The following is a 24,613-nucleotide window of genomic DNA, read 5'->3' on the forward strand; positions in this document are numbered from 1 at the left end:
CCCGCCGGGCGGCGTGGAGTGCCAGCAGGTCTTCGGACTCGGGTTCGTCCGGACGGGGCGCCTTCCCGGTCTCCCAGTGGCGTGCTGTGCCCCGCCCGTCCCCCTCACCGCTGCGCGTCAGTTCCGGATTCGCACCGGATTCCCTGGCCTCGGATGTGGCTCGACTGGCCCGACGAGGCTATCAAGTCCGTAGGCCGCGTCCGCAGAGTCCCGCCTGCCCCGCGACGCCTGACACGCTCCCCCAGAGAGGGGACCCCCACCCGCCGCACCGGACGACGCCCAAGTACGTCCAGCACGAGGGCTCCCGCCCGGCACGCCGAGAGCACGCTCCCCCATCGCCGCCGCGGGGCCCGCCCTCCGGGCGGACGACGGGACTCTGCGGACACGGCCTAGGCCGGTCAGCTCGTGCGATCGGTCACGGGGTACGGCACGAACGTGCTGGTGTTCTGATCGATCCGCAGGGTCTGTCCGAGGGGCGGCGCGGCCCGCTGGGGGCAGTCGAGGCGTTCGCAGACGCGGCAGCCCATGCCGATCGGGGTGGCGGCGAAGGGGCTGGTGAGGTCGAGGCCGTCGGAGTAGACGAGACGGTGCGCGTGGCGGATCTCGCAGCCCAGCCCGATGGCGAACGTCTTGCCGGGCTCGCCCCAGCCGCCACGGTGCCGGGTGACCGCGCGGGCGGTCCACAAGTACCGCTGCCCGTCCGGCATTTCGGCGATCTGCACAAGGATCCGGCCGGGCGCGGCGAAGGCCTCGTAGACGTTCCACAGCGGACAGGTGCCGCCGGCCCGGGAGAAGTGGAACCCGGTCGCGGACTGCCGCTTGGACATGTTGCCGGCGCGGTCGACCCGGACGAAGGAGAAGGGCACGCCGCGCAGCCGGGGGCGCTGGAGGGTGCTCAGCCGGTGGCTGACGGTCTCGTAGCCGAGGCCGTAGCGGTCGGTGAGGCGCTCGATGTCGTAGCGGACCTCCTCGGCCGCCGTGTGGAAGGCGGTGTACGGCAACACCAGCGCGGCGGCGAAGTAGTTGGCGACGCCGATGCGGGCCAGGGTGCGGGCGGGCGAGTCGGCCGGGAAGTCCTCGGCGGCCTGCCGGTCCAGTTCGCTGCCGTGTTCCAGCAGGGCGAGCTGCGTCGCCATACGGAACGCGCGCTGGCCGGGGCGCAGCCGGGTCGAGAGGTGGAGGGTGCGGGTCGGTTCGTCGTAGTGGTGCAGATGGTCGCCGGAGCCGGTGGACAGGCGGATTCCGTGGGCGTCGGTGAGGCGTGCGGTCAGGGCCCGGAGGATCTCACCGGGCCGGATGCCGATCTCCTCGGCCAGTTGCTCGGCGGCGACGTCGGTGTCGTGGAGGTAGTTCTGGCGGCGGTAGAAGAAGTCGCGGATCTCCTCGTGCGGTGAGCGCGGCCCGGCGTCGGCGCTGTCGCGGCCGTCGGCCCCCGCGAGCCGCTCGGACAGCTGCTGGTTGCGGCGGCCCAGGTCGAGCAGGACCCGGGCGACCGCGGGCATCCGTGCGGCGAGTTCGGCGAGGTCGGACGGGGAGACCCGGGCGGCGGCGATCTCACCCGTCAGCGCCTCGCGCAGGTCGGCCACCAGTCGGGCGGTGTCGCGCTCGGAGAAGAAGCCCGGGTCGACGCCGAAGGTCTCGGTGAGCCGGAGCAGAACGGGCACGGTGAGCGGGCGGGAGTCATGCTCCATCTGGTTGAGATAGCTCGGCGAGATGGCCAGGACGCGGGCGAGTTCGGCCTGGCTCATCCGGCGCTCCTCGCGCAGCCGCCGCAGCCGCGCGCCCGCGTAGGTCTTGCTCACCTGCGCTCCTGTCGGATCCGGGACGGGATCCGGTCAGCGTATGCGAACCCGCGCCGCTCGCACCCTTCGCAAGATTGGCAATCGGCGGCGAGAAGATTCGCAGAACTTGGCATTCGTCCACCATTGATGGCACCCAGTGCCAGTGCCAGAGTTCCAGTGCGGCCCGCCGGACCCGGCAGACACCGCCCGGAACCGGGGCGCGACTCACGCCCTGACGTCGGAGATCCCGGCATCGGCGAGGTCCTGCATCGGCAGCATTGCTCAGCTTCGCCCCTGGCGACGGCGGGCCGCGTTTCACCCCTACGACACGCAGTGCCAACCCAGTCGCTCCCAGTGGGGGGTTGGCAGACACAACAACCGAGGAGACGGTGACAGTCATGGCAGAGGCGAGGACGCAGGCGGCCGACGAGCTCGCGCGGCGCTGGGCGAACGACCCCAGGTGGCGGGGCGTCGAGCGCACCTACGGCGCCGAGGACGTCGTACGGCTCTCCGGCAGCGTCCGCGAGGAGCACACCCTGGCCCGGCGCGGCGCCGAGCGGCTGTGGCGCCAACTGCACGAGCGGGACTACGTCCACGCGCTGGGCGCGCTCACCGGCGGCCAGGCCGTGCAGCAGGTCAAGGCGGGCCTCCAGGCGATCTACCTGTCCGGCTGGCAGGTCGCCGCCGACGCCAACCAGGCCGGGCACACCTACCCGGACCAGAGCCTGTACCCGGCCAACTCCGTGCCCCAGGTGGTCCGTCGGATCAACAACGCCCTGCTGCGCGCAGACCAGATCGCCACCGCCGAGGACGCGGGCGACACCACGGACTGGCTCGCACCGATCGTCGCCGACGCGGAAGCCGGCTTCGGCGGCCCGTTGAACGCCTTCGAACTGACCAAGGCGATGATCGCGGCGGGGGCCGCCGGCATCCACTACGAGGACCAGCTGGCCTCCGAGAAGAAGTGCGGCCACCTCGGCGGCAAGGTGCTGGTGCCGACCGCGCAGCACATCCGCACCCTCAACGCGGCACGGCTCGCGGCCGATATCGCCGATGTGCCGACGCTGATCGTCGCCCGCACGGATGCGCTGGCCGCCAACCTGCTGACCAGCGATGTCGATGAGCGTGACGCCGAGTTCGTGACCGGGGAGCGCACGGCGGAGGGCTTCTACCGGGTGCGGGGCGGCATGGCGCCGGTGATCGCACGCGGGCTGGCGTACGCGCCGTACGCCGATCTGATCTGGGTGGAGACCGGTACGCCGGATCTCGCGCAGGCCCGGGAGTTCGCCGAGGCGATCCACGCCCGGTACCCGGATCAGATGCTGGCGTACAACTGCTCGCCGTCCTTCAACTGGAAGGCGGCGCTGGACGACGACCAGATCGCCAAGTTCCAGCGGGAGTTGGGGGCAATGGGGTATCGGTTCCAGTTCATCACGCTGGCCGGGTTCCACTCGCTGAACCACGGGATGTTCGATCTTGCGCGGGGTTATGCCGAGCACGGGATGACGGCGTATGTGGACCTTCAGGAGCGGGAGTTCGCTGCGCTGGCGCAGGGGTTCACTGCGGTCAGGCATCAACGGGAGGTCGGTACGGGGTACTTCGACCTGGTGTCCACGGCGGTGAATCCTGCGTCCTCCACGACTGCGCTGGCCGGTTCCACGGAGGAAGAGCAGTTCCACTAGGTCCGGTTGTCGTCCGCGGGTGCGTGGGGGCTGGTCGCGCGGTTCCCCGCGCCCCTTGAGGACGTGTCCTCGCCTTCAGTCAGGAGAAACCGTTGTCCACTACTGCGCTCAACCACCGTGTCCGTGTTCTCGGCGCCCCCGGTCACCGGCACAACGAGATCGTCACGCCCGCCGCCCTGGATTTCCTGGGCCACCTCGCCGCCGCCTTCGGTGAGCGTCGCCAAGATCTGATGAAGGAGCGCCGGCGTCAGGCTCTGCGCCTGGCGAGCGGCTCTGTGCTCGACTTCCCCATGGTCACTTCCGCCGTGCGCGCCGATCCGACCTGGCGTGTGGCGCCGCCCGCCCCCGGGCTGACCGACCGGCGCGTGGAGATCACCGGCCCGCCCGACCGCCGTATGGCCGTCAACGCGCTCAACTCCGGGGCCCAGGTGTGGATGGCGGACTTCGAGGACGCCACCTCCCCGACCTGGGAGAACGTCATCGGCGGGCAGCTCACCCTGCTCGACGCCATCGAGCGCCGTATCGACTTCAGCACCCCGGAGGGCAAGGACTACCGGCTCGGCGAACGGCTCGCCACCATCGTGGTCCGCCCCCGCGGCTGGCATCTCGACGAGGAACACCTCGCGTACGAGGGCCATCCCGTGCCCGCCGCCCTCGTCGACTTCGGGCTGTACTTCTTCCACTGCGCCCAGCGTCAGATCGACGCCGGCCACGGCCCGTACTTCTATCTGCCGAAGCTGGAGAACCGGTACGAGGCCCGGCTGTGGAACGACGTGTTCGTCCTCGCCCAGGAACTGCTCGGGATACCGCGCGGCACGGTCCGGGCCACGGTCCTCATCGAGACGATCACCGCCGCGTTCGAGACGGAGGAGATCCTCTACGAGCTGCGCGAGCACAGCTCGGGGCTCAACGCGGGCCGTTGGGACTACCTGTTCAGCCTGATCAAGACCTTCGGTCACCGCACCGATTTCCTTCTCCCCGACCGGGCGAAGGTGACGATGACTGCTCCCTTCATGCGGGCGTACACCGAACTCCTCGTGCGCACGTGCCACCGTCGCGGCGCCCACGCCATCGGAGGCATGGCCGCCCAGGTGCCCGGCAGGGACCCGGCCGGGAATGAGGCCGCGCTGGCCACCGTCCGGCTGGACAAGGAGCGGGAGGCGGAGGACGGGTTCGACGGGTCCTGGGTGGCCCATCCGGGGCTCGTCCCGGTCTGCCGTGAGGTGTTCGGCGGTGTCCTCGGCGACCGGTCGCATCAGATCGACCGTATGCGTGACGACGTGGACGTCAGCGCCACCGACCTGCTGTCGGTGCGCCGGATCAGCGGGCCCCCCACACCCGAGGGGGTGCGCGTCAACATCGCCGTGGCGCTGCGCTACTTCGCGGCCTGGCTGCGCGGACAGGGCGCGGTCGCCATCAACGGCCTGATGGAGGACGCGGCCACCGCCGAGATCGCCCGGGTGCAGATCTGGCAGTGGCTGCGGCACCGGGTGATCGACCGGGAGACCGTGCTGCGGCTGGTCGACGACGAGATCGTGGCGCTGGGCGCCGAGTATCCGTGGGCGCCGGTCGACGAGATCCGCGCGCTGTTCGAACGGAGCGCGCTGGCGGGCGAGTTGCCGGGGTTCTTCACGCCGGACGCCTACCGCCGCCATCTGGTGCGGCGGACGGAAGCCGGGGCATGAGCGGGGGCATCGGGCGCGTCGGCGTGGTCGGCGGCGGGCAGATGGGGGCCGGGATCGCCGAGGTGTGCGCGCTGGCCGGACTCGACACCGTGGTCTGCGAGGTGGACGCGGTCGCGGCCCGCGCCACCCGGGAACGAGTGGGGGCTTCGCTAGACCGCGCGGTGCGACGCGGCAGGCTGGAGCAGGCCGCCGCGCGGGACGCGCTCGCCCGGACGGTGTTCACGGGCAGTCTGGAGGAACTGGCCGACCGGCAGCTCGTCGTCGAGGCCGTCGTGGAGAACCCGGACGCCAAGATCGAGGTGTTCTCCGCGCTCGACAAGATCGTCGAGGATCCGGCGGCCGTGCTGGCCACCAACACCTCCTCCCTGCCGGTCATGCGGCTCGGCCGGGCGACCGGCCGCGCGGACCGGGTCGTGGGCCTGCACTTCTTCAACCCCGTGCCGGTTCTGCCGCTGGTGGAGGTCGTGAGCTCCCTGCACACGTCGGCGGCGACGATCGCCAGGGTCGAGGACTTCGCGACCGGCGCCCTCGGCCGGACCGTGATCCGCTCCCAGGACCGGGCGGGCTTCGTCGTCAACGCGCTGCTCGTCCCCTACCTGCTGTCCGCCATCCGCATGGCCGAGTCCGGCTTCGCCACCGCCGCCGACATCGACGACGGCATGGAACTGGGCTGCGCCCACCCCATGGGCCCGCTGAAGCTCGCGGACCTGATCGGCCTCGACACGGTCGCCTCGATCGCCGAGTCGCTCTACGAGGAGTTCAAGGAACCCCTCCACGCCCCTCCCCCGCTGCTCCAGCGGATGGTGGAGGCGGGGTTGCTGGGCCGTAAGAGCGGCCGGGGGTTCCATGTGTACGGCCAGGTAGGCTGATCCGTGCAGCTGGTTCGCCCCGTCGGCCAGACGGGATGCGTCGCAAGAGGGAACCCGGTGGGAATCCGGGACTGCCCCGCAGCGGTGAGCGGGAACGACCGCCGTCATACGCACTGGGTCCGACGTACCGGGCCCGGGAAGCGACGGCCAGTAGGTGTCCTCCGGCCAGGAGGGCGTGCCCGCGAGTCCGAAGACCTGCCAACTGCCCGCGCGCGAACCACTCGTGCGCGGACATCCCGGTGACCTCGAGGGCGGGTCGGCGAACATGACCGAACGGACGGCCGTACGGCCGTTGCCGATCGGTTCGTCACCCCTTCGCGCTCTCGTCCCGTCGCCGGGATCTCAGGGATTCATCTCGCGAAGGAGATCTCCGTGACCACCAAGTCCGCAGCCGCGGCAGCACGGGCCACCGTGTACGGCTACCCCCGCCAGGGCCCGAACCGGGAACTGAAGAAGGCCATCGAGGGCTACTGGAAGGGCCGTGTCACCGCTGACGCCCTCCGCTCCACCGCCGCCGAACTGCGCCGCTCGAACTGGCGACGGCTCGCCGACGCCGGCATCCACGAGGTGCCGACCGGTGACTTCTCGTACTACGACCACGTCCTGGACACCACGGTCGCGCTCGGCGCGATCCCCGAACGCCACCGCTCCTCGGTCGAGGCCGACGCCCTGGACGGCTACTTCGCGATGGCGCGCGGCACCCAGGACATCGCGCCGCTGGAAATGACCAAGTGGTTCGACACCAACTACCACTATCTCGTGCCGGAGTTGGGGCCGGACACGGTGTTCACGGCCGACTCGACGAAGCAGGTCGCCGAGCTGAAAGAGGCCTTGGCGCTGGACCTGACCGCCCGGCCGGTCCTGGTCGGCCCGATCACCTATCTCCTGCTCGCCAAGCCCGCGCCCGGGGTCGCCGCGGACTTCGAGCCGCTGACCCTGCTCGATCGGCTGCTGCCGGTGTACGCGGAGATCCTGGCCGATCTGCGCGCGGCGGGCGCCGAGTGGGTTCAGCTGGACGAACCGGCCCTGGTCCAGGACCGCACCCCGGCCGAGCTGAACGCCGCCGCGCGTGCCTACCGCGACCTCGGCGGCCGCACCGACCGGCCGAAGCTGCTGGTCGCGTCGTACTTCGACCGGCTGGGCGAGGCGCTGCCCGTGCTGGCCAAGGCGCCGGTCGAGGGGCTCGCACTGGACTTCACGGGGTCCGCCGCCGCCAACCTGGGCGCGCTCGCGGCCGTCGGCGGGCTGCCCGGCAAGCGACTGGTGGCCGGGGTCGTCAACGGCCGCAACATCTGGGTCAACGACCTGTCGGCGTCGCTGGCCACGCTCGGCACCCTGCTGGGCCTGGCCGACCGGGTGGACGTGTCGGCCTCCTGCTCCCTCCTTCATGTGCCGCTGGACGCGGCGGCGGAGCGGGACATCGAGCCGCAGATCCTGCGCTGGCTCGCCTTCGCGCGGCAGAAGACCGCCGAGGTCGTCACGCTCGCCAAGGGCCTCGCCCAGGGCACCGGCACGATCACCGCCGAACTGGCCGCCAACCGGGCCGACCTGGCCTCCCGCGCCGGCTCCCCGATCACCGGTGACCCGGCGGTCCGGTCCCGTTCGGCGGCCGTCACCGAGGCGGACGCCCGCCGCTCGCAGCCGTACGCCGAGCGGGCCGCCGCCCAACGCGCGCACCTGAAGCTGCCGTTGCTGCCGACCACCACGATCGGCTCCTTCCCACAGACCGGCGAACTGCGCATCGCGCGCGCCGATCTGCGCGCCGGCCGGATCGACGCGGCCGGCTACGAGGAGCGCATCAAGGCGGAGATCCAGGAGGTCGTCTCCTTCCAGGAGACGACCGGCATCGACGTCCTGGTGCACGGCGAGGCCGAACGCAACGACATGGTCCAGTACTTCGCCGAGCGGCTCACCGGCTACCTCGCCACGCGGCACGGCTGGGTGCAGTCCTACGGCACCCGGTACGTCCGCCCGCCGATCCTGGCCGGCGACATCTCCCGCCCCGAGCCGATGACGGTGCGCTGGACGACGTACGCCCAGTCGCTCACCTCCCGCCCGGTCAAGGGCATGCTCACCGGACCGGTCACCATGCTCGCCTGGTCCTTCGTCCGCGATGACCAGCCGCTCGCCGAGACGGCCCGCCAGGTCGCGCTCGCCCTGCGTGAGGAGGTGAACGACCTTGAAGCGGCCGGCACTTCGGTGATCCAGGTGGACGAGCCAGCGCTGCGCGAGACGCTGCCGCTGCGCGCGGCCGATCACACCACCTACCTCGCCTGGGCCACGGAGGCGTTCCGGCTCACCGCCGGCGGGGTGCGGCCGGACACGCAGATCCACACGCACATGTGCTACGCCGAGTTCGGCGACATCGTCCAGGCCATCGACGACCTAGACGCCGATGTCATCAGCCTGGAGGCGGCCCGCTCCCACATGCAGGTCGCGCGCGAGCTGGCCGCCCACGGCTATCCGCGCGAGGCCGGGCCGGGCGTGTACGACATCCACTCGCCGCGCGTCCCCAGCACGGAGGAGGCCGCCGGGCTGCTCCGCACGGGCCTGAAGGCGATCCCGGCCGAGCGGCTCTGGGTCAACCCCGACTGCGGTCTGAAGACCCGCGGCTGGCCGGAGACCCGGGCCTCGCTGGAGAACCTGGTGGCGGCGGCCCGTACGGTACGGGAGGAGCTGTCCGGGTCCTGACCCGGCCGACCGGCCAAGGGCCCTCACCGCTCATGCGGTGAGGGCCCGGCCCATGGGCGAGCAGCACGTCATGACCCCGGCACGAGGAGCGACCGCGTGACCAGCCGCGTCACCTTCATCTCACCCGCGATGAACGCAGCACTGCGCCAGGCCCGCTTCGACGACGGCCGGACCCCGCTCGACACCACCGGCGCAGCGCAGGCGGCCGCCGCCGCCGGGACCCTGCCCTCGCCCGCCCGTGTGCTCACCTCGCCGAGCTCGCGCTGCCAAGAGACGGCCGAGGCGCTCGGTCTGCTCGGTCTGCTCGGTCCGGCGATACCGGAGCTGGCCGCGCTGGATGTGGGCCGCTGGCGGGGCCGTTCGCTCGACGAGGTGAGTGCCGCCGAGCCGGAGCCGGTGGGCCGCTGGCTCACCGACCCGGGCTGCGCGCCGCACGGGGGTGAGTCGGTGCGGGACCTGTGCGATCGGGTCGCTCGCTGGCTGACGACCGCGCAGGATCTGGACGGTCGTACGCTCGCCGTGGTCGAGCCCGAGATCGTACGCGCGGCCGTCCTCCACGCGCTCGGCATGCCCACTGCGGCGTTCTGGCGTCTCGACGTCGCCCCGCTGACGGCCACCGAGCTCAGTGGACGGGCCGGACGCTGGAACCTGCGGCTGGGGCGGCCCCTGGCCGCGCCGGACACCGACTAGCAACGACCCTGCCCGGGATCTCAGGATGCCGAGTCGCGGTGGCGGCGCAGCAGTGCCGCGACGGCACAGCGAAGACAGCCCCGATCAGCGTCCGCCTGCGTCGTCCCGCCGTCGGCGCACATCGCGCCCGGCTGCTCGCGGCAGCGTTCCGGCGGGGCCGCGACCAGCGTCTCCAAATCCTGCAGCAGTTGCTCGGTCCGCTTGACCTGCTGGCCGAGTACGCGCACTCGGGCGCTCTGGCCGCCGATCTGCCGCCGGCTGGCCATCAGTTGCTCGTACTCCTCCACGGTGAGCGCCACCGCCTCGCGGCCGCCGAGCGTGATGCGGCGCGGCTGTGGATGTCTGGCCACTCGGCTCCTCCGCTCCCCGTCGGATCGTCCATCGGGTGATCGGCCGGTTGTCCTTGCCATGGCTGTCCGATCGACTCGGTGCCCGAGGAACGCGAGAGGGCCCCCGGATGGTTCCGCGGGCCCTCGCACGTGATCGCATTCCGGTCAGCCGGGGGCGGCCACCGCCGGGGCCGAAGCCGCGGCGGCCGGCTTGGGATTCAGCAGTCGCTCGGCCAGCTCGCCGAAGAGCAGCCCGAAGCCCGTCCACAGCGTGACCTGCATGGCCAGCGCGGAGAGCCGGAACCGCCACAGCACGGTGGCTGGGAAGTCGCCCGGCACCTCGTTGACGACGGGCAGGAACGCGTACGCCAGTGCGATCACGACGGCGAACGCGGCCACCGCGACGACGGTGGCGTACCAGGTGCCCAGCTTCGGGGCGAGGCGCTTGCCCAGGATGGTCGCGGCCACCGCGAGGAGGACGCTGAGCACCATCATCAGGAAGTACAGGGTGGTCCGCTTGCCGATGGTGTCGGGGTCGCCGACCGCCGGCGGGTTGGCCGGGTACTTCAGGAACGGCACGACGTAGACGGCGAGCAGCGCGCAGCCGGACAGCAGCAGCGCGGTGGCCCGTGGGGTGAAGCGGCCCACGCGGCCCAGGGCGAAGCAGTAGGCGAGGGCGGCGAGGCCTCCGAAGGAGACACCGTAGATCAGGACACCGGTGGCAAGGCCGGCGGTGGACTGGAGGCTGCGGGAGACGAGTTCGACCTCGTGCTCGTGCCCGGAGGCGTGCGCCTCCTCGAAGCCGATCGCCTTGTCGACGCTCGGCTCACCGAGGACGTAGGCCACGATCAGCGCGAGCACGCCCGCGCCCAGGCCGGCGAGCATGCCTCGCACGAGCAGGTTTCTCACGGTTGCGGAGTTCATGAGGGTTGCGGCTCCCCGGAGTCAGTGGCAGGGGAAGCCGAGCAGGTGGCGGGCGTCATGCACCCACTCGTGGACGTCCTCGCCGGAGACGACGGAGGTGGCGCCCTGCTCGGCGCCGACGAAGTACAGCAGGACCAGCATCAGGATGCCGAAGAAGACCGCCCAGGGGACGATCGCGCCGATCGGCAGTCTGGCGGGGAGAGCGGGGGTGGTGGCGGTCGGCGGGGCGACATGCTGCGCCATGGCAGGGCCTCCTCTGGGAGTTCGCGTCCCATCTCGGTGGTGCACATGACGACGGCTACGGGTCTGACTCGCCACCCCCGTTCCCAGGGGCAGGCACACAGTGGCGCGACCGTGCCGGATTCCCACCGGCTTCCGTCCTGCCGTCGTCGATATCGCCCCGACCGTACTCCTCGACCAGGACATGACCAATGGCCCACGGGCCCCCGGGACCCTGCTCTGACCGAACCTTTACCTACGGCAAAAGCCGCGGAACGACCGTTCGCCGACCGGCCGGTACAGCCCGGAGACGCAGGTCACAATGCGGAAGAGGGCAAGGTCACAGCCGTGCCCTCTGCTGCTCCTTTGTCGATCTGACCTAGCATCCGAGCATGACGGTCCTGCCTGACGACGGGCTCTCGCTGGCCGCCGAGTTCCCTGACGCAACCCATGAGCAGTGGCAACACCTGGTGGAAGGTGTGCTGCGCAAGGCGGGCAAGGACGTCTCGGGCACGGCAGCGGAAGACGCCCTGTCCACCGCCCTGGAGGACGGGTTGCGCACCCGCCCTCTGTACAGCGCGCGCGACGCCGCGCCCGATGCCGGCCTGCCCGGGTTCGCCCCGTTCGTCCGCGGCGGTCGCGCCGAGGGCAACACGGCCGGCGGCTGGGACGTCCGGCAGCGGCACACTGCGCTCACCGACGGCGTGGTGCTGGCGGACCTGGAGAACGGCGTCACCTCGCTCTGGCTGGTGCTCGGCGCGGGCGGCATCCCGGTGACGGAGCTCGGCCGCGCCCTGGACGGCGTCTACCTGGACCTGGCCCCCGTCGTCCTCGACGCGGGCAGCGACCTGGAGCCCGCCGCGCGCGAGTTGCTGCGGCTGTACGAGGAGCGGGGCGTCGCCAAGGACGTGGCGCGCGGCAATCTCGGGGCGGACCCGCTCGGCCATGAGGCCCGTACCGGCAAGTCCTCGGAGTTCGCACCCGTCGCCGCGCTGGCGCGGCGGTGCGCCGAGGAGTACCCGGGGCTGCGGGCACTGACCGTGGACGCGCTGCCGTACCACGAGGCCGGTGGCTCGGCCGCCCAGGAGCTGGGCTGCTCACTGGCGACCGGCGTCGCGTATCTGCGCGAGCTCACCGAGGCGGGGCTGACCGTCGAACAGGCCGGTGCGCAGCTGGAGTTCCGTTACGCCGCCACCGCCGACCAGTTTCTGACCGTCGCCAAGCTGCGCGCCGCGCGCCGGCTGTGGGCGCGGGTCACCGAAGTGTGCGGGGCGCCGGGCGCTCAGGTGCAGCACGCCGTCACCTCGCCGGTGATGATGACGCGCCGCGACCCCTGGGTGAACATGCTGCGCACGACGATCGCCACGCTGGCGGCCGGGGTCGGCGGCGCCGAATCGGTGACGGTGCTGCCCTTCGACCACGCGCTCGGCCTGCCGGACGCGTTCGCGCGGCGCATCGCCCGCAACACCTCGACCATCCTCATCGAGGAGTCCCATCTGGCCCGGGTGATCGACCCGGCGGGCGGTTCCTGGTACGTGGAGCGGCTGACCGACGAACTCGCCCACGCGGGCTGGGAGTTCTTCCAGCGGATCGAGCAGGCCGGCGGTCAGGCCGCGGCCCTGCGCTCGGGGCGGCTGCGCCAGGACCTCGCCGACACCTGGGAGGCGCGCACCGGCAAGCTTGCGGGGCGCCGCGAACCCGTCACCGGTGTCAGCGAGTTCCCGCACCTCGCCGAGCAGCCCGTGCAGCGCGAGCCCGCTCCCGAGCCTGAGTCCGGCGGCCTTCCGCGGGTCCGGCGTGACGAGACGTACGAGGCCCTGCGCGCCCGCTCCGACGCCCACCTGGCCGCCACGGGTTCCCGGCCCCGGATCTTCCTGGCCGCGCTCGGCCCCGCGGCGGCCCACACCGCGCGCCTCACCTTCGCCTCGAACCTGTTCCAGGCGGGCGGCATCGAGCCGGTCACCGAGGGCACCTTCGAGGAGAGCGGTGCCACTCAGGTGTGTCTGTGCTCCAGTGACGCGCTCTACGAGGAGCAGGCCGCCACCGTGGCCGCCGAGTTCAGGTCGGCGGGCGCCACGCAGGTGTTCCTCGCGGGCCGCCCCGGGCAGTACTCCGATGTCGACAGTTACGTCTTCGCGGGCTGTGACGCCGTCGCCGTGCTGTCCGCCACCCTCGACCGCATGGGAGCGTCGTGATGGGAATCCCCGACTTCTCCGGGATCGAGCTGGGGACCCCGGCCGCCGTGGGCGGTGCCGACGAGTGGCGTACGGCCGTCAAGCAGGCCACGGGCGGGGAGGAGCCGCTGTGGGAGACGCCCGAGGGCATCGCGGTCAAGCCGCTGTACACCGGCCGTGACCTGGAGGGCCTGGACTTCCTGGGCACCTACCCGGGCATGGCGCCGTATCTGCGCGGCCCGTACCCGACGATGTACGTCAACCAGCCCTGGACCATCCGCCAGTACGCGGGCTTCTCCACCGCCGAGGAGTCCAACGCCTTCTACCGGCGCAATCTGGCGGCCGGCCAGAAGGGCCTGTCGGTCGCCTTCGACCTGCCCACGCACCGGGGGTACGACAGCGACCACCCGCGTGTGACGGGTGACGTCGGCATGGCGGGCGTGGCGATCGACTCGATCTACGACATGCGGCAGCTCTTCGACGGCATCCCGCTGGACAAGATGACCGTGTCGATGACGATGAACGGCGCCGTGCTGCCGGTGCTCGCGCTGTACATCGTGGCGGCGGAGGAACAGGGCGTAGCGCCCGAGAAGTTGGCCGGGACCATCCAGAACGACATCCTCAAGGAGTTCATGGTCCGCAACACCTACATCTATCCGCCGAAGCCGTCGATGCGGATCATCTCCGACATCTTCGCCTTCACCTCGCAGCGGATGCCCCGCTACAACTCGATCTCCATCTCCGGCTATCACATCCAGGAGGCCGGTGCCACGGCCGACCTGGAGCTGGCGTACACGCTCGCGGACGGCGTGGAGTACATCCGCGCTGGCCGTGAGGCCGGGCTGGACGTCGACGCGTTCGCGCCGCGGCTGTCGTTCTTCTGGGCGATCGGCATGAACTTCTTCATGGAGATCGCCAAGATGCGGGCGGCCCGCCTGCTGTGGGCGAAGCTGGTGAAGCAGTTCGACCCGAAGAACTCCAAGTCGCTGTCGCTGCGCACCCATTCGCAGACCTCGGGCTGGTCGCTGACCGCGCAGGACGTGTTCAACAACGTCACGCGGACGTGCGTGGAGGCGATGGCCGCGACGCAGGGCCACACGCAGTCGCTGCACACCAACGCCCTCGACGAGGCGCTCGCGCTGCCCACCGACTTCTCCGCGCGTATCGCCCGCAACACCCAGCTGCTGCTCCAGCAGGAGTCGGGCACGACCCGGGTCATCGACCCCTGGGGCGGCAGCGCCTACGTCGAGAAGCTGACGTACGACCTCGCCCGCCGCGCCTGGCAGCACATCCAGGAGGTCGAGCAGGCGGGCGGCATGGCGCAGGCCATCGACGCCGGCATCCCGAAGCTGCGCGTGGAGGAGGCCGCGGCCCGCACCCAGGCGCGGATCGACTCCGGCCGCCAGCCGGTCATCGGCGTCAACAAGTACCGCGTCGACAGCGACGAGCAGATCGAGGTGCTCAAGGTCGACAACTCCTCCGTGCGCGCCCAGCAGATCGCCAAGCTGCGGCGGCTGCGCGAGGAGCGGGACGAGACCGCGTGCCGGGACGCGCTGGACGCGCTGACCCGGGCCGCCGGGGGCGAGGGCAATCTGCTGGAGCTGGCGGTGAACGCCGCCCGCGCGAAGGCCACCGTCGGGGAGATCTCCGACGCCCTGGAGAAGGTGTACGGCCGGCACGCGAGCCAGATCCGTACCATCACCGGCGTGTACCGCAACGAAGCCGGAGAGTCGCCGTCCGTGGACCGCACCCGCACCCTCGTGTCCGACTTCGAGGAGGCCGAGGGCCGCCGCCCGCGCATCCTGGTCGCCAAGATGGGCCAGGACGGCCACGACCGCGGCCAGAAGGTGATCGCCACCGCCTTCGCCGACCTCGGCTTCGACGTGGACGTCGGCCCGCTGTTCCAGACCCCGGCCGAGGTGGCCCGTCAGGCCGTCGAGGCGGACGTGCACATCGTCGGGGTGTCGTCGCTGGCCGCCGGGCACCTGACCCTCGTACCGGCGCTCAAGGAGCAGCTGGCCGAGGAGGGCCGCGAGGACATCATGATCGTCGTCGGCGGGGTGATCCCACCGCAGGACGTGCCGACGCTCCTGGAGATGGGCGCTGCGGCCGTCTTCCCGCCCGGGACGGTGATCCCGGACGCCGCGTACGACCTCGTACGGCGGCTGGGGGCCGATCTCGGGCACGAGCTGTGATCGATCTCGACGCGTATGTGAAGGGTGTGCTCGACGGGAAGCGGGCGATCGTCGCGCGCGCCATCACGCTCGTCGAGTCCACCCGCCCCGGGCACCGGGTGCTGGCACAGCAGTTGCTGACCGAGCTGCTGCCGCACAGCGGGAAGGCGCGCCGGATCGGTGTCAGCGGGGTGCCGGGGGTCGGGAAGTCGACGTTCATCGACGCGTTCGGGACGATGCTCACCGCGCTCGGGTACCGGGTCGCGGTGCTGGCCGTCGACCCGTCGTCCAGCCGGACGGGCGGGTCGATCCTGGGCGACAAGACGCGGATGGAGCGTCTGGCGGTGGATCCGGCGGCGTTCATCCGCCCCTCCCCCACGGCCGGCACGCTGGGCGGTGTAGCCAAGGCCACGCGCGAGTCGATCGTGGTGATGGAGGCGGCCGGCTACGACGTGATCCTGGTCGAGACGGTCGGCGTCGGCCAGTCGGAGACCGCGGTCGCGAACATGGTCGACTCCTTTCTGCTGCTGACGCTGGCCCGCACCGGCGACCAGCTCCAGGGCATCAAGAAGGGCGTCCTGGAACTGGCCGACGTGCTCGCCGTCAACAAGGCCGACGGCCCGCACGAGCGGGACGCCCGTGCCGCCGCCCGTGAACTGGCGGGCGCCCTGCGCCTGATGCACGGCAAGGACGCCGCCTGGACCCCGCCCGTGCTGCACTGCAGCGGGCGCGAGTCGATCGGCCTGGACACGCTCTGGGACCGCCTCGAACAGCACCGCACCCTGCTCGACTCCACCGGCCGGCTCGCCGCCAAGCGCCGTGACCAGCAGGTCGACTGGACCTGGACCATGGTCCGCGACGAACTCCTGGGCCGCCTGAACGCCGACCCGGCGGTACGGACCGTCGCCCCGACGCTCGAACAGCAGGTCAGGGAGGGCGAGTTGACGGCAACCCTGGCCGCCGAGCGGATCCTCGCGGCGTTCGGGGGCAAGCGGGATCAGCCCACCGAGGTGTCGGAACCCCGCGGCGCCATCAGCCCCGACTCATAGGCGAACACGACGAGTTGAGCCCGGTCGCGCGCCGCCAGCTTGGTCATCGCCCGGCTGATGTGGGTCTTCGCCGTGAACGGGCTGATCGAGCGCCCGTGAACCTCAACCCACCCAGGTTGGAATCCCCCTTCCTTAGGAGGGGGAGGATGTCAATTCATCAACCGGATCGCGTCGGCCCTGCTGACCGAGAACCTTCTCCCGGCGGGCGCCCAGCGCTTCCGGGCGGTACGGAGCGTCGCGGGCCGCGCCCTCTCCCGGACCGTGCGCCGCACCGCCCGCCCCGGCCACTCGCTCGCGCTGCTCGACGCCGTCGATCCCGGCGAGGCCCCCGCCTGGGCGGGCGGCACACCGTCGGCCTCGCGTACGCGGCACTGCTCAGGGCGGCCATGCGGGGCGCGGACCTCCTGGACGCCGACGACCACGACCTCGTGGAGGCGGCGCTCCAGGACTGGGACGGCGCCCATCCCCCGCTCGCCCTGGAAGGGTTCCCGGACCGCCGGGAGCGTCCCGGGGCGCGGCTCGCGCTGCTGGCCGCCCTCGCGCCGTACCGCATCACGGACGAGGACGTGGCGGCCTGGCGCCGGCCTGAGCACACCGACCACTGTCTGGTGCGCATGGTCGCGTACGGCGCCTTCATCGCCGTAGACCGCATCGAAAGCGCATTTTCCGCACAAATCATCCAGGAGGCCATGTAAGTCACCCAGGACACCACGTAATCGCGGCCCTTCCGTAATGACGTCAGCACGGAGCGAGTTGGCACTTTCGCCTCACAGGGAGTCATGTGACACTGGCGTCCCGTCCGCAGTGCGGACTCCCTCCGCACCGTCCCCCACGAGAAGTGCGCCGTGCGTTCTCTTCCCTTGCCGCTCGCCCTCACCGCGCGTCTGTCGCCCGTCGTCGTGCTCGCCGCGGCGGGCTGGGCGCTGTCGTCCGGCCCGGCCGCGACGCCGGCCGCCGAGGACCGGACGGCGACGCAGAACACCGGCGGCGACGACTCGCCCTCGGCTCCCGCGACGGCTGCGGCGTCGAAGACGTACTCCTCCGCTCCCGCGCCGTGCAAAGCCCTGAGCTCGAAGACGATAGGCGGCCTCGTGCCCGGCGCCAAGGCGGCCGGCAAGGAGATCCCGTCGACCGACTCGAACCTGCGCCGCACCTGCTCCTGGAACGCGCTCAAGGACTTCGACTACCGCTGGCTGGACGTGTCCTACGAGATCACGGCGTCGGACGAGGCCGCGGAGGCGTCCTACAAGGAGCGCGTGGCGGACAAGGGCGGCGGTGGCGAGGTCCCCGGTGTCGGCGACGCCGGCTACTCGGTCGTGAACCTCACCACCGAGGACAAGCAGCAGACCCGCGAGGGCACGGTGATGATCCGCGCGTCCAACGCGCTGGTCTCCATCACCTACAGCGGAAGCGACTTCGAGTCGAAGAAGGCCCCCGACACCGACGAGATCAACAAGGGTGCGATCAAGGCCGCCAAGGAGGCGGTCGCCGCCCTGGAGGACGGCCAGAAGGGCTGACCGTCCTCCCCGGCGGTTTCCTCAGGCGTCCGCGGGTTCCTTGCGGCCGCCCATGAGCACCACGTACAGCACCAGCGAGGCGCCCAGACCCACCGCCCAGCCGTAGTCGGCGAGCGGCTTGAGGAACGGGATCAGTCCGTCGGCCGGGAACGGCCCGGTCTTCGCGCCGCCGGCCCCCACACCCGAGTACGAGCCGCCGACCGCGAGGACGCCGCCGACCAGGAAGGCGGCGATCGCGCGCCAGTTCCAGCCGGACGAGTACCAGTAGCGCCCGCCCGGGGTGTACAGGTCGGCGAGGTGCAGGACCGTGCGGCGGACGATCCAGTAGTCGGCGATCAGGATGCCCGCGACCGTGCCGAGCAGGCCGCCGACCACGCCGAGCCAGGTGAAGATGTAGAACTCCGGGGTGGAGATCAGCTTCCAGGGGAAGATCAGGACGCCGACGACACCGGTGATCAGCGCGCCGGTACGGAAGTTGATGAGCTTCGGCGCCAGATTCGCCAGGTCGTACGCCGGGGAGACGACGTTCGCCGCGATGTTCACGGAGATCGTGGCGACCAGCACCACGATGAGGGCGAAGAGCAGACCGAAGACGCTGTCGGTCTTGGCGGCCAGGGTGACCGGGTCCCAGATGGCCTCGCCGTAGACGACCTCGGAGCCGGAGGTGACCAGGACGGCGAGGATCGCGAAGAGCGTCATGGTCGTGGGCAGACCGAGGGACTGCCCCCAGGTCTGTGCCTTCTGACTGGCGCCGAAGCGGGTGAAGTCAGGGATGTTGAGGGACAGCGTGGCCCAGAAGCCGATCATTCCCATCAGGGACGGGAAGAAGACCGGCCAGAAGTCGGGGCCCCAGCCGAGCTTCGAGGGCTGGTCGAGCAGCGCACCGAAGCCGTCCGCCTTGACGGCGATCCAGACCAGCAGGACCACCGCACCGACGATCACGAAGGGCGCGGCCCAGTTCTCGAAGTGCCGCAGGAAGTCCATGCCGCGGTAGATGATGGCGATCTGCACGGCCCAGAACAGGATGAAGCAGAGCCACAGCGGCCAGGGGTTGCCCGCGATCTTGCCCGCGTTCTCCCAGTGGCCCCCGGTGAGCTTGGAGCCGAGGGCGAAGATGCCGCTGCCGCCGATCCAGGTCTGGATGCCGAACCAGCCGCAGGCCACGGCCGCCCGGATCATCGCCGGGATGTTGGCGCCGCGCAGCCCGAAGGAGGCCCGCGCCAGCACCGGGAAGGGTATGCCGTACTTGGGCCCGGCGTGCCCGGTGGCCAGCATCGGCAGCAGCACGATGACGTTGGCCAGGGCGATGGTGAAGACGGCCTGCTTCCAGTCCATGCCGAGCGCGACCAGACCGGAGGCCAGGGTCCAGCTGGGGATGCAGTGGGCCATCGAGATCCACAGGGCGGCGAAGTTGTACGTCGTCCACTTGCGCTCGGCGACCGGGACGGGACGCAGATCCTCGTTGGCGAAGGGGCTGTCGGCGGGGTACGCCTCGGGGGCGAGCTCGATCCGGCCGCCGGCGTCGGCGGGCTTCGATATCGGCGACCCCGTGGGGACTGTTTCGGTCATGAGCAGGCCAATCGATCAGGACGGGACGGGAGAGGCCGTGCGGGGGCCGGCGGGGCGACGGGGACGGGCGGTTGCGGACCGGCCCTCCCCGGGCCCCGCCACCCCTCCCCTCCCCGGGGCGGCGGGGAGGCCGGGACCGGTGGGGAGGGGGACAAGGGGTGGGGGGTCGGTGGAGCGGTGTCGCGTGGACTGGTGGACGGTGTCAGGAGTTGAGCGCGGGGATGACCGACGTGCCGTACGCGTCGATCACCGCTTCCTGCGCGTCGTGCATGTCGTAGACGGCGAACTGGTCGACGCCCAGCTCGCGCAGCGCGTTCAGCTTCTCGATGTGCTTCTCGACCGGTCCGATGAGGCAGAACCGGTCGACGATCTCGTCGGGGACGAAGGCGGTGTCGGGGTTGTCGGCGCGTCCGTGATGGGAGTAGTCGTACCCCTCACGGGCCTTGATGTAGTCGGTGAGTTCGTCGGGTACGGCGGCGGAGTGCGCGCCGTACTTGGACACCAGGTCGGCCACGTGGTTGCCGACCATCCCGCCGAACCAGCGGCACTGCTCACGGGCGTGGGCGAGCTTCTCGGGCGAGTCGTCCTCGGTCACGTACGCCGGGGCGGCGACGCAGATCTTCACCTCGGACGGGTCACGGCCGGCCGCGGCCGCCGCGTCCTTCACCGCCTTGACCATGTACTCGGTCAGATAGAGGTCGGCGAGCTGGAGGATGAACCCGTCGGCCTCCTCACCGGTCATCTTCAGGGCCTTCGGGCCGTACGCCGCCATCCACACGGGGAGTTCGGCGCCGGGCTTGATCCACGGGAACCTGACGACCGTGCCGCCGCCGAGGTCTGCCTCCTGACCGCTGCCGAGGGCCCGGATGACCTTCATGGCCTCGCTGATCCGGGCCAGGGTGTTGGGCTTGCGGCCGGCGACGCGCATGGCCGAGTCGCCGCGGCCGATGCCGCAGACCGTGCGGTTGCCGAACATGTCGTTCAGGGTGGCGAAGGTGGAGGCGGTGACCTCCCAGGTGCGGGTGCCCGGGTTGGTCACCATCGGGCCGACGGTCAGCTTCTGCGTGTTGGACAGGATCTGGCTGTAGATGACGAACGGCTCCTGCCACAGCACGGCTGAGTCGAAGGTCCAGCCGTGGGTGAACCCGCTCCGTTCGGCGCGTTTCATCAGGCTGACGACCCGCGAGGCCGGCGGGTCGGTCTGCAGGACGAGTCCGAAGTCCATGTGCTCCGCTCCTAGTTGAGGTACTGGCAGGTGGAGCGGGGCGTGTAGACGCCGTGCCCGGCACGACCGGTGTACTCCCGCTCGGTGATGACGAGTTCGCCGCGCGAGAGGACCGTCTCGACCCGGCCGGTGGTCTGCTTGCCCTCGTACGCCGAGTAGTCGACGTTCATGTGGTGGGTGACGGCGGACATGACCTGCTCGGCCTGCGGGTCGTAGATCACGACGTCGGCGTCGGCGCCGGGCGCGATGGTGCCCTTCTTCGGGTACATGCCGAACATGCGGGCCGGGGTCGCGCAGGCGATCTCGATCCAGCGGCGGCGCGAGATCCGGCCGTCCACCACGGCCTGATGGAGCAGGTCCATCCGGTTCTCCACGCCCGGCAGACCGTTGGGGATCTTGGAGAAGTCGCCCCGGCCGAGCTCCTTCTGGCCCACGAAGCAGAAGGGGCAGTGGTCGGTGGAGACGACCTGGAGGTCGTTCGTCCGGAGCCCCTTCCACAGCTGGGCCTGGTGCTCGCGCGGGCGCAGGGGCGTCGAGCACACGTACTTGGCGCCCTCGAAGTTCGGCTCGGCGAGGTTGTCGGTGGACAGGAACAGATACTGCGGGCAGGTCTCGCCGAAGACGTTCAGGCCCTCGTCACGCGCGCGTGCCAGCTCGGCCACCGCCTCCGTGGCCGAGACGTGCACGACGTACAACGGGGCTCCCGCCACCTGCGCGAGTTTGATGGCCCGGTGGGTGGCCTCGGCCTCCAGGAGCGCCTTGCGGACCTCGCCGTGATAGCGGGGATCGGTCTCACCGCGCGCCAGCGCCTGCTCGACCAGCACATCGATCGCGATGCCGTTCTCGGCGTGCATCATGATCAGGCCGCCGTTCTCGGCGGAGCGCTGCATGGCGCGCAGGATCTGGCCGTCGTCGGAGTAGAACACCCCCGGGTAGGCCATGAACTGCTTGAAGCTGGTCACGCCCTCCTCGACCAGCAGGTCCAGCTCCTTGAGGGTCTCCTGGTTCACGTCGGAGACGATCATGTGGAAGCCGTAGTCGATCGCGCAGTTGCCCTCGGCCTTGGCGTGCCAGGCGTCGAGGCCCTCGCGCAGCGAGTGACCCTGGCTCTGCACGGCGAAGTCGACGATGGTGGTCGTACCGCCCCAGGCGGCGGCCCGGGTGCCGGTCTCGAAGGTGTCGGAGGCGAAGGTGCCGCCGAACGGCAGCTCCATATGGGTGTGGACGTCGACGCCGCCCGGGATGACGTACTTCCCGGAGGCGTCGAGGGTCCGCTCGGCCGTCCAGGCCTCGGCGGCCGGGGTGCCACTGGCGGCGAGGGCGGCGATACGGCCGTCCTCGATCAGGACGTCGGCGTGCATCTCGTCGGACGCGGTGATGACGAGGCCGCCGCGGATGACGGTACGGCTGGTCATGGTCCCTCTCCTCGCAGGGTGGACGGTGCGGTCGGTGCGATCAGGGCGCCGTCAGCGGCGTGTACGCCCCCGGCGCGCGGTCCCGGTAGAACTGCCAGCGGTCGCGGACCTCGCGGAGTTTGGCCAGGTCCAGGTCGCGGACGACGAGTTCGGTCTCCTTGTCGCTCGCCACCTCCCCGACGAACTGGGCCTCCGGGTCCACGAAGTACGTGGTGCCGTAGAAGTCGTTGTCGCCGAGGTCCTCCACGCCGACCCGGTTGATCGCGCCCACGAAGTACTCGTTGGCGACGGCCGCGGCCGGCTGCTCCAGCTGCCACAGGTAGCGGGAGAGCCCGCGGGAGGTGGCCGAGGGGTTGAACACGATCTCGGCGCCGCCGAGGCCCAGGGCCCGCCAGCCCTCCGGGAAGTGACGGTCGTAGCAGATGTACACGCCGATCTTCCCGACGGCCGTCTCGAAGACCGGCCAGCCGCTGTTCCCGGGGCGGAAGTAGAACTTCTCCCAGAATCCCTGCACTTGGGGGATGTGGGTCTTGCGGTACTTGCCGAGGTAGGAGCCGTCCGCGTCGATCACGGCGGCGGTGTTGTACAGGACGCCCGGCTGCTCCTCCTCGTACATCGGCAGGACGAGGACGAGGCCCAGCTCCTTGGCGAGCGCCTGGAAGCGCCGGACGGTCGGGCCCTCGGGGATCTGCTCGGCGTACTCGTAGAACGCCTTGTCCTGCACCTGGCAGAAGTACGGCCCGTAGAACAGCTCCTGGAAGCACAGCACTTGAGCACCCTGTGCGGCCGCGTCGCGGGCCGCCTGCTCGTGTACCTGGATCATCGATTCCTTGTCGCCGGTCCAGGCGGTCTGGAAGAGGGCGGCACGAATCACTCGGCTCATCGGGACCTCCGGTCGTTCGGTGTGCGAGGAGCCTAGGAAGTCCACAACATCGGGTTGAGTTGCACGGTGTCACGTCTGCGGGCGTGCGGCGTGTCACGGTGTCACCCTGTCGTGGTCCCATGTTTCACCGCCGTTTTCCCAGGTCGTGCCAGGTTTCAGCTTTGTTGCGCGTCGTGCGCGAGGAGTGCGATGTGCACGGATGCGGCCTGTTCGAAGTCGTCGAGGTCGACGCCGAGCCGCGTCTGTATCGCCTCCAGGCGGCGATAGAGCGCGGGCCGCGAGACATGGTGGAGCTGGGCGGTGCGGGACTTGTTCCGGCCGGTCGCGAGATACGTCCGCAGCACGGACAGCATGTCCTCGTCGGCCGCGCACAGCAGCCCGTCCAGCTCCCGCTCGGCGAACGACTGGACGTACGGGTCGTCGCGCAACAACCGGATCAGGCCCCGCAGATGCACGTCCTTGAGGCGGACGACGGCCGGGAGGTCGAGGACGGCCGAGGAGTCGGCGACGGCGTCGGCGACGTGCTGGGCCTCGCGCAGCCCGGCGGGCACGTCGTCCCAGACGGTCCGGGCGTCGGCGGCGGCCACGACGGTGTGGGCGGCCCCCGTCTCCGAGCGCACCCGCGCGGCGAAGTTCGCGGCGAGCACGGCGGCGTCCTGGTCCCGGGCGAGGCTGAGCAGCACCGCGGTGGCCCCGTCGGCGAGCTCGGCGACGATCCCGGAGAGCCCCAGCATCCGCAGCACACGCTCCAGTCGGTCCGCCTCGCCGTCCCGCACGACCAGCGGCACGAAGGTGCGCCGGTTGACGGGCAGTCCGGCGGCACGCGCGCGCGGCAGCAGTTGCCTCGCCGGTACGACCCCGCTGACCAGGTCCGTGAGCAGACTCTGCGCGGACTGCTCCTCCCAGGTGTGGCCGGAGTTCCCGCCGAGCATGCGGTGCAGGACGAGCGCCTCGGCGGCGCGCTCGGCGAGCAGCCGCCCGGTGGCGGTGTCCCCGCGGTGCCCGCACAGCATGATCTGGCCCCAGCGCTCACCGCGCCCGCCCAGCTCGGCGCGGATCCAGCCGTCGCCCTCGCTGCCGCCTGCCTGCCGGGCGATGCGCTCCCAGTCGCGCAGCACGTCGTCCACCGCCGGCCGCTCCCCCGCCGTGGCGAGGACGCGGTGGGCGAGGTTGGTGACGACGACGGGGCAGGCGCTGTGCGAGGCGACCTCGTCGAGCAGGCGTTGCAGCGGGGCGCCCGCGGTGATGAGTCCGGTGAGGGCGGTCCGTACGGACTCCGAGAGGCTTACGGCGGCGAACTTCCGCCGTACGAGCCGGGACTGGACCTCCTCGGTCAGCTCGGCGAAGGGGAACGGCCGGTGCAGCACCACCATGGGCAGCCCGCACCGCTCGGCCGCCCGGCGCATCACCTCCGGCGGGGCGGGGAAGGCCCGGCCGAGGCCCAGCACGACGGCCGCGGCCTCGGCCCGGTGCAGGGAACGGATGTACTCGGCCTGCTTGTCCTCGTCCCCGGCGAGCAGCACCCCGGTGGTGAGCACCATCTCGCCGCCGCTGAGCATCACCCCGACGTCCGGCGCCTCGGCGACATGCACCCAGCGCACCGGCCGGTCCAGCTGACCGGCGCCGGCCACCACCTCGGGCTCCCCGGCCTGCACCCGCTCCAGGGTGAGGACCTGCCGGACCGACAGAGCGGGTTCCAGGGGTTCCGAGGTGGTGGTCATGGCGGCGTTCCCTTGC

General features: G+C 71.2%; 18 protein-coding genes, 2 pseudogenes and 3 riboswitches. Of the genes and pseudogenes, 10 read left to right on the forward strand and 10 right to left on the reverse strand.

What is annotated here, in order from left to right:
• Positions 1 to 5: 5 nt before the first annotated feature.
• Positions 6 to 184, reverse strand: a riboswitch (cobalamin riboswitch).
• 214 nt (positions 185 to 398) lie between these two features.
• Complete coding sequence (locus ACFQ6S_RS13370; RefSeq protein WP_383407489.1) at positions 399 to 1,802, reverse strand: short-chain fatty acyl-CoA regulator family protein; 1,404 nt, start codon at positions 1,800 to 1,802, stop codon at positions 399 to 401.
• A 377-nt stretch (positions 1,803 to 2,179) separates the two neighbouring features.
• On the opposite strand from ACFQ6S_RS13370, the gene aceA reads away from it, so the two are divergent.
• The 5 genes from aceA to ACFQ6S_RS13395 all read left to right on the forward strand — a co-directional run bounded on the left by aceA (position 2,180) and on the right by ACFQ6S_RS13395 (position 9,398).
• Complete coding sequence (gene aceA / locus ACFQ6S_RS13375; protein ID WP_383407492.1) at positions 2,180 to 3,463, forward strand: isocitrate lyase; 1,284 nt, start codon at positions 2,180 to 2,182, stop codon at positions 3,461 to 3,463.
• A gap of 92 nt (positions 3,464 to 3,555) precedes the next feature.
• Positions 3,556 to 5,148: a malate synthase A gene (gene aceB / locus ACFQ6S_RS13380; RefSeq protein WP_383407495.1), complete on the forward strand. Its 1,593-nt coding sequence runs from the start codon at positions 3,556 to 3,558 to the stop codon at positions 5,146 to 5,148.
• Positions 5,145 to 6,017: a 3-hydroxybutyryl-CoA dehydrogenase gene (locus ACFQ6S_RS13385; RefSeq protein WP_383407498.1), complete on the forward strand. Its 873-nt coding sequence runs from the start codon at positions 5,145 to 5,147 to the stop codon at positions 6,015 to 6,017. The genes aceB and ACFQ6S_RS13385 overlap by 4 nt, the downstream gene beginning before the upstream one ends.
• A riboswitch (cobalamin riboswitch) is annotated at positions 6,011 to 6,235 on the forward strand. (Overlaps the previous gene by 7 nt.)
• Positions 6,236 to 6,389: 154 nt before the next feature.
• A complete protein-coding gene (gene metE, locus ACFQ6S_RS13390; RefSeq protein ID WP_383407501.1) occupies positions 6,390 to 8,708 on the forward strand; it encodes a 5-methyltetrahydropteroyltriglutamate--homocysteine S-methyltransferase in 2,319 nt (772 codons plus the stop codon).
• A gap of 96 nt (positions 8,709 to 8,804) precedes the next feature.
• Positions 8,805 to 9,398: a histidine phosphatase family protein gene (locus ACFQ6S_RS13395; RefSeq protein ID WP_383407504.1), complete on the forward strand. Its 594-nt coding sequence runs from the start codon at positions 8,805 to 8,807 to the stop codon at positions 9,396 to 9,398.
• A gap of 20 nt (positions 9,399 to 9,418) precedes the next feature.
• Here ACFQ6S_RS13395 and ACFQ6S_RS13400 read toward each other — a convergent pair whose 3' ends face one another.
• The 3 genes from ACFQ6S_RS13400 to ACFQ6S_RS13410 all read right to left on the reverse strand — a co-directional run bounded on the left by ACFQ6S_RS13400 (position 9,419) and on the right by ACFQ6S_RS13410 (position 10,894).
• The gene (locus ACFQ6S_RS13400; RefSeq protein WP_383407507.1) at positions 9,419 to 9,748 is read right to left on the reverse strand and encodes a hypothetical protein; all 330 of its coding nucleotides are present in this window, start codon (positions 9,746 to 9,748) and stop codon (positions 9,419 to 9,421) included.
• Between the two features lie 144 nt (positions 9,749 to 9,892).
• A complete protein-coding gene (locus ACFQ6S_RS13405; protein ID WP_383407510.1) occupies positions 9,893 to 10,651 on the reverse strand; it encodes a CbtA family protein in 759 nt (252 codons plus the stop codon).
• Between the two features lie 21 nt (positions 10,652 to 10,672).
• Positions 10,673 to 10,894: a CbtB-domain containing protein gene (locus ACFQ6S_RS13410; RefSeq protein WP_383407512.1), complete on the reverse strand. Its 222-nt coding sequence runs from the start codon at positions 10,892 to 10,894 to the stop codon at positions 10,673 to 10,675.
• A 61-nt stretch (positions 10,895 to 10,955) separates the two neighbouring features.
• A riboswitch (cobalamin riboswitch) is annotated at positions 10,956 to 11,028 on the reverse strand.
• Between the two features lie 234 nt (positions 11,029 to 11,262).
• On the opposite strand from ACFQ6S_RS13410, the gene ACFQ6S_RS13415 reads away from it, so the two are divergent.
• From ACFQ6S_RS13415 to meaB, 3 genes are read left to right on the forward strand one after another with little or no spacing between them, the layout of a single operon-like run.
• Positions 11,263 to 13,065 carry a methylmalonyl-CoA mutase family protein gene (locus ACFQ6S_RS13415; RefSeq protein WP_383407515.1) on the forward strand — a complete coding sequence of 601 codons (1,803 nt, stop codon included), beginning with the start codon at positions 11,263 to 11,265 and terminating at the stop codon, positions 13,063 to 13,065.
• On the forward strand, positions 13,065 to 15,239 hold the full coding sequence (gene scpA / locus ACFQ6S_RS13420) for a methylmalonyl-CoA mutase (protein ID WP_383407517.1): 2,175 nt from the start codon (positions 13,065 to 13,067) through the stop codon (positions 15,237 to 15,239). Before ACFQ6S_RS13415 ends, scpA begins: the two co-directional genes overlap by 1 nt.
• Positions 15,236 to 16,267, forward strand: a complete 1,032-nt coding sequence (meaB, locus tag ACFQ6S_RS13425) for a methylmalonyl Co-A mutase-associated GTPase MeaB (RefSeq protein WP_383407520.1) — start codon at positions 15,236 to 15,238, stop codon at positions 16,265 to 16,267. The genes scpA and meaB overlap by 4 nt, the downstream gene beginning before the upstream one ends.
• On the opposite strand, the pseudogene ACFQ6S_RS13430 reads toward meaB, so the two are convergent.
• Positions 16,216 to 16,353, reverse strand: a pseudogene (locus ACFQ6S_RS13430) (LuxR C-terminal-related transcriptional regulator); the annotation flags it as partial. The gene meaB and the pseudogene ACFQ6S_RS13430 sit on opposite strands and share 52 nt — an antisense overlap.
• Before the next feature lie 67 nt (positions 16,354 to 16,420).
• On the opposite strand from ACFQ6S_RS13430, the pseudogene ACFQ6S_RS13435 reads away from it, so the two are divergent.
• A pseudogene (locus ACFQ6S_RS13435) lies at positions 16,421 to 16,962 on the forward strand (DNA-binding protein); the annotation flags it as partial.
• A gap of 150 nt (positions 16,963 to 17,112) precedes the next feature.
• Positions 17,113 to 17,784 (forward strand): hypothetical protein, encoded by a 672-nt coding sequence (locus tag ACFQ6S_RS13440; protein ID WP_383407523.1) that lies wholly within the window; start codon positions 17,113 to 17,115, stop codon positions 17,782 to 17,784.
• Positions 17,785 to 17,805: 21 nt separating this feature from the next.
• Here ACFQ6S_RS13440 and ACFQ6S_RS13445 read toward each other — a convergent pair whose 3' ends face one another.
• From ACFQ6S_RS13445 to ACFQ6S_RS13465, 5 genes are all read right to left on the reverse strand, one after another.
• A complete protein-coding gene (locus ACFQ6S_RS13445) occupies positions 17,806 to 19,353 on the reverse strand; it encodes an NCS1 family nucleobase:cation symporter-1 (protein WP_383407526.1) in 1,548 nt (515 codons plus the stop codon).
• Positions 19,354 to 19,555: 202 nt separating this feature from the next.
• Positions 19,556 to 20,578, reverse strand: a complete 1,023-nt coding sequence (locus tag ACFQ6S_RS13450) for a TIGR03842 family LLM class F420-dependent oxidoreductase (RefSeq protein WP_383407528.1) — start codon at positions 20,576 to 20,578, stop codon at positions 19,556 to 19,558.
• Positions 20,579 to 20,589: 11 nt separating this feature from the next.
• On the reverse strand, positions 20,590 to 21,993 hold the full coding sequence (gene hydA / locus ACFQ6S_RS13455) for a dihydropyrimidinase (protein ID WP_383407531.1): 1,404 nt from the start codon (positions 21,991 to 21,993) through the stop codon (positions 20,590 to 20,592).
• A 40-nt stretch (positions 21,994 to 22,033) separates the two neighbouring features.
• The gene (locus ACFQ6S_RS13460; protein ID WP_285514726.1) at positions 22,034 to 22,876 is read right to left on the reverse strand and encodes a nitrilase-related carbon-nitrogen hydrolase; all 843 of its coding nucleotides are present in this window, start codon (positions 22,874 to 22,876) and stop codon (positions 22,034 to 22,036) included.
• Positions 22,877 to 23,031: 155 nt separating this feature from the next.
• The gene (locus tag ACFQ6S_RS13465) at positions 23,032 to 24,597 is read right to left on the reverse strand and encodes a PucR family transcriptional regulator (RefSeq protein WP_383407535.1); all 1,566 of its coding nucleotides are present in this window, start codon (positions 24,595 to 24,597) and stop codon (positions 23,032 to 23,034) included.
• Positions 24,598 to 24,613 lie beyond the last annotated feature (16 nt).

It is taken from the genome of Streptomyces sp. NPDC056479 (assembly GCF_042795335.1).
GTDB lineage: Bacteria > Actinomycetota > Actinomycetes > Streptomycetales > Streptomycetaceae > Streptomyces.